Source organism: Micromonospora phytophila (assembly GCF_023656545.1).
Lineage (GTDB): Bacteria > Actinomycetota > Actinomycetes > Mycobacteriales > Micromonosporaceae > Micromonospora > Micromonospora phytophila.
This window is the reverse complement of record NZ_JAMOKF010000442.1, coordinates 1-3695: the sequence shown is the minus strand read 5'-3', so window position 1 is coordinate 3695 and position 3695 is coordinate 1. Positions and strand designations below refer to the sequence as shown.

General features: G+C 72.7%; 4 protein-coding genes and 1 riboswitch. All 4 genes read right to left on the bottom strand.

The features are described from left to right. Positions 1-136 precede the first annotated feature (136 nt). Complete coding sequence (locus tag NCC78_RS29210; protein ID WP_250798566.1) at positions 137-880, bottom strand: amino acid ABC transporter ATP-binding protein; 744 nt, start codon at positions 878-880, stop codon at positions 137-139. Continuing rightward, complete coding sequence (locus NCC78_RS29205; protein ID WP_250798564.1) at positions 877-1653, bottom strand: amino acid ABC transporter permease; 777 nt, start codon at positions 1651-1653, stop codon at positions 877-879. Before NCC78_RS29205 ends, NCC78_RS29210 begins: the two co-directional genes overlap by 4 nt. Positions 1654-1694: 41 nt before the next feature. Then, positions 1695-2567 carry an ABC transporter substrate-binding protein gene (locus NCC78_RS29200; RefSeq protein ID WP_250798563.1) on the bottom strand — a complete coding sequence of 291 codons (873 nt, stop codon included), beginning with the start codon at positions 2565-2567 and terminating at the stop codon, positions 1695-1697. Positions 2568-2838: 271 nt separating this feature from the next. After that, a riboswitch (SAM riboswitch) is annotated at positions 2839-2951 on the bottom strand. Positions 2952-3072: 121 nt separating this feature from the next. Beyond that, positions 3073-3695 (bottom strand): glycosyltransferase family 2 protein (locus NCC78_RS29195; protein ID WP_250798562.1); only part of this gene is annotated, 623 nt, incomplete at its 5' end.

The following is a 3695-nucleotide window of genomic DNA, read 5'->3' as shown; positions in this document are numbered from 1 at the left end:
CCGGCAGGGCTGAGGCGCCGGCGCAGCGTCCCGCCCGTCGCTCGGGGCCCGACGTCCGGGACGCTCGCGGTCGCCGTCGGCGTGGCCCGCGCCGCCGACCGACCGGGGCCTCGCCGCGCACGCGCACGCCGCGCGGTCAGAGCACCTGGGCCAGGAACCGGCGCAGGCGGGGGTGCTCGGCGCGCTCGAAGATCGCGGCCGGCTCACCGGCTTCGAGGACCACCCCGTGGTCCATGAAGGCGACGGTGTCGGCGACCTCGCGGGCGAAGCCCATCTCGTGGGTCACCACCACCATGGTCATGCCCCCGGCCGACAGGTCGGCCATCACGCCCAGCACGCCCTTGACCAGTTCGGGGTCCAGCGCCGAGGTGGCCTCGTCGAAGAGCATCACCTGCGGCTGCAACGCCAGCGCGCGGGCGATTGCCACCCGCTGCTGCTGGCCGCCGGACAGGTGCGCCGGGCGGGCGTCGGCCTTGGCGGCCAGCCCCACCAGCTCCAGCTGGGCCCGGGCCTCGACCACGGCCTCGTCCTCGGAGAGCTTCCTGATCCGGCGCAGCGCCAGGGTGATGTTGCGCAGCACGCTCATGTGCGGGAACAGGTTGAACTGCTGGAAGACCATGCCGACCCGCTGCCGCAGGTGGTCGGGATCGTCGCGCAGCACGCTGCGGCCGTCGAGCAGCACGTCGCCGCGGTCCGGCTCGATCAACCGGTTGATGGTGCGCAGCAGGGTCGACTTGCCCGATCCGGACGGGCCGATGACGCAGGCCGTCGCCCCGCGGGCCACGTCGAGGTCCACGCCGCGCAGCACCCGGTTCGGCCCGAAGGCCAGGTGCACGTCGCGGACGCTCAGGCTCACCGAGGTGGTCGTCGCAACCGTCATCGCTGGTTTCCTCCCGTCGTGCCCGGCAGTGCGAGATCGGCGTCCTCCGCCTCGTGTGCCGTGGTGGCCGGGCGGCCGTGCCGCAGCCGGCGGTCGATCCAGTTGACGACGTGCGTGAGCGGCACGGTCAGTGCCAGGTAGCAGAGCCCGGCCAGCAGCAGGGCGGACTCGTTGCCGGTGGTGGCGGCGTAGTCCTGCCCGATCCGGAACAGCTCCCGCTGGCTGGCCACCAGGCCGAGGAAGTAGACCAGGCTGGAGTCCTTGATCAGGGCGATCAGCTGGTTCACCCAGGCCGGCAGCACCCGGCGGATGCCCTGCGGGACGATCACCAGGCGCATCGCCTCACCCCAGGAGAAGCCCAGCGCGCGGGCACCCTCCAGCTGCGCGGCCTCCACCGACTGAATGCCGGAGCGGAAGATCTCGCCGATGTAGGCCGCCGCGATCAGCGACAGCGCCAGGATCCCCAGTGGATACGGGTTCGGCCCCCAGACCTGCATGCCGAGCGGCGCCAGGCCGACGCCGATCAGCAGGATCGTCGCCGCGGCCGGCAGGCCGCGGAACACATCGGTGTAGACCCGGGCCGGCCACCGCAACCAGCGCGTACGCGAGATGCCGGCGATGGCCAGCAGCATGCCCAGCACCGAGCCGAGCAGGGCGGCGGAGACCGCCAGGATCAGCGTGTTGGGCAACCCGACGGTCAACATCTCGGGCAGCGCCTCGCGCATGGAGTCCCAGTCGAAGAAGGTTTCCCACAGGGTGCTCAACGGATCCATCAGTCGTCTCTCCTACCGCCCCGCCCGCTCGCTGTCCGTACTCAGGAAGAGGTCGACGCCGACGCGGTCGGCGCGGCCGGGACCGGCACCGTGCCGCTGCCCGGCTTGAAGTCGGCCGGGACCGGGCGACCCGGGTAGTACTCGGCCTGCAGGCGGCTCCAGGTGCCGTCGGCGATCACCTCGTCGAGGGCCTTGTCCAGCGCCTCCCGCAGCTTGTCGTTGCCCTTGGCGAAGGCGTACGCCGTCGGCGCCGGGCTGAGCTGCTTGGCCGCCACCTTGATCTTGCCGTTGCTGTCGGCGGCCGACTTCTCGCCGATCTCGGCGGGGGCGATCCAGGCGTCGGCGGTGCCGGCCTTGAGCTGGTTGATCGCCCCGTTGTAGTCCGGCACCCGCACCGGGTCGAGCTGCCTGCCGGTGGCGTAGTCGTCCTGGACGGTGCCCTGCACGACCACGACCCGCTTGCCGGCGAGCTGGTCGAAGTCGGTGATCGGCGAGCCGGCCGGGACGTCCAGGCCGAAGTAGCCGAAGTCGTAGCCGTTGCCGAAGTCGACCGTCTTCTTCCGGGCCTCGGTGATCGTGATCGAGGAGCTGCCGATGTCGAACTTGCGGTTGTTGACCTGGGAGAGCAGGGCGGAGAAGTCGGTGCCGACGAACTCGACCTTCAGGCCGATCTTCGCCGCCGCCGCAGTGAGCAGGTCGTTGTCGAAGCCGGTGAAGGTGCCGTCCTTCAGGTAGACGTTCGGCGGGGCGTCGGTGAGCGTGCCGGCGCGCAGCACGCCCGGCTGGAGCAGGCCGTAGGGGTTGTCGGCGGCGGTGGACGACGCGTCGTCGCCGCAGGCGGTCAGGGTGGCGGCGGCGAGGACGGCGGCGACGCCGAGGGCGGCGGCCCGGGTCAGGGCAGGAAGGAATCGCACAGGTGTCTCCGAAAGGGGTGTTCCGGCGGCGGGCACGGACGTGCGTCGCCGGCGGTGCGCCGATGTGGCGTACCGCTGGGGTGGTTCCTGGAAGTGGGGTGTCCGGCGCGGTCAGCGCGCGGCGGCGGCGCTACACGCGGCGCTGCAGACCCGCATCATGTCGACGTGGCGGCGCCGGGTCAGAGCCGGCGGCGTCGTCGGGACCACGGCGGGGTCGGGGGCACAGCTGCGGGAAGACATGGCTCTCCTGGTCGGTGATGACCTGGCAACCAGGCCACGCTTGCACCGGAGCCTGCTCCGGTGCCTGGTCTTCACCCGGGGCACCCCTGCGCGGACGAGGGTTGCCGGCCAGCGAGCCGGGGCTTGACGCTGGCGCTCATGACCTGTCGCCGAGGCTAGCAGCCCGATGCGGCGGGGCGTCCAGCCGCTATGACCACCCTCACGCACGGTGCCGGTCGGGCCCCGGTGGACGGTCGCCGCTCGGTCGGTCGTCGGCGCGGCGCGGTCAGCGACGGGCGCGGGTGGAGATCAGCAGCGACGACGCCGCGAACCGCAGCAGCGGCCAGTAGACCCGCGCCGAGTCGGTGAGCGAGCCGAAGTGGGACGAGGCGTTGTCGTCGACGTAGGTGGTGGCGATCACCGTCTCGTCGACCGGGTGACCGGCCCGCGCCGCCTGGAGCAGCACGTTCATCTCGTACTCGAAGCGCTCGCCGGGCACCGACTCCAGCCAGCCGAGCAGGGCGGCCGGGTAGGCCCGGAGCCCCGTCTGCGTGTCCCGCACCCAGCGGCCGGTGACGGCACGGAAGAGCAGCCGGGTGACCTGGTTGCCGACCCGGCTGCGCAACGGCACCGCCCCGTCGAACCGTCGTACGCCCAGCACCGTGCGCCCGGTGACCCGGACCTGCTCGGCAACGCGCAGGACGTCCGCGACGCGGTGCTGGCCGTCGGCGTCGGCGCAGACGACGTCGCGGCCGGGGTGCGCCTCGGCGACGTGCCGGAAGCCGGTCTTCAGGGCGGCGCCCTTGCCCCGGTTCGTGCCGTGCCGCAGGACGGTGCAGCCGAGGCCGCGGGCCCCGTCGAGGACCCGCGCCGCCGTCTCGTCGCTGCCGTCGTCCACCACCACGACGG